The organism is Cellulomonas sp. GbtcB1, assembly GCF_019091725.1.
In the GTDB taxonomy this organism is placed as follows: Bacteria; Actinomycetota; Actinomycetes; order Actinomycetales; family Cellulomonadaceae; genus Cellulomonas.
Genome location: NZ_JAGXJG010000122.1, coordinates 1 through 1103, shown reverse-complemented (window position 1 = coordinate 1103; position 1103 = coordinate 1). Strand labels below are relative to the sequence as shown.

At 84.0% G+C, this 1103-nt stretch carries 1 pseudogene; it reads right to left on the bottom strand.

Annotation, left to right across the window (positions count from 1 at the left end):
* Positions 1 to 1103 (bottom strand): annotated as a pseudogene (locus KVT14_RS20010) (hypothetical protein); the annotation flags it as partial.

Genomic DNA, 1103 nt, shown 5'->3' with positions numbered 1-1103 from the left:
GCCGCGGCGGGAGCCGAGGTGGCCGGCCACGCGGGCGCGGCGGCGGGCGCCGGGGCCTGGGCCGGGGCGTCCTCGTCCGGGGCCTGCGCCGGGCGGCGGCCGAACGAGAACAGGGACCGGCGCTTGCGCGGGCGGCTGCCGGCCTCGGCCGGCGGCTCGTCGCCCTGCACCAGGCTGGCGAAGTCGGGCAGCGCGGGGGCCGCCGGGGCGGGCCGGGCCTCCGCGGCGGGGGTCACCGGCGCGGCGGGCGGGATCGCGACCGGCGCGGCCGCGGCGGGGGCCGCCGTCGGCACCTGCGGCGCCGGGGCGGACGGCGCGGGCACCGGGGCGTCCAGGACCGTCGTGTCGTCCGCGCGGCCCACGGGGGCGAGCGGGGCGACCGGCTGGTCGGCGACCGGCGCGGCGGCACCGGACCAGACGGCGGGCGAGTCCGCCGCCGCGGGGGCGACGGGCTCCGGCTCGGCGTGCGGTGCGGGCGCGGTCCAGGACGGCTGCTCCGGCGTCGCCGGCGCGCCCGTCCACGTGGACCAGGCGTGCGACTCGTCGAGCGGCTCGTCGGGCGCGAGACCCGGCACGACCAGCGGCTGCTCGGCCGGCGCGGCGTCGGCGGGCTCGTCCGCCACCTCGGGGGCGGCGGGCTCGGCCTCGACCGGCGCCGACCACTCCGCCGCCTCGGGGGCGGCCACCGGCTCCGTGCGCCCCGGCTCGGCGACGGGCGCCTGCACGATCGGCAGCGACGCGGTCAGCGGCGCGGACAGCGCGTCGAGGCGGGCGTGGTCGGCGGCCGAGACCTCGGGCTCGTGGTCGACGAGCTCGTCGACGATCGAGCGCACCTCGGCAGGGGACGTGATCGGTCCGCGGCGGGTGGGCAGCGCGGACGCCTCGGCGGCGGGGGCCTCGGCGGGCGGGGCCTCGGCGGGCGCGGCGGGATCGACGGCGGGCTCGTCCACGACGGGCGCCGCGTCGGCGGTCCCGGTCGGCTCGGTGGCGTCCGTGCCGGCGGCGTCGGCCGGAGCCAGCGCGTCGCGGCCGCGGAAGCCGGAGAACAGGCCCGCGCGCGGTCCGGCGGGCGCCGGGGCCGGGGCCTCGGGCTCGTCGGCGGG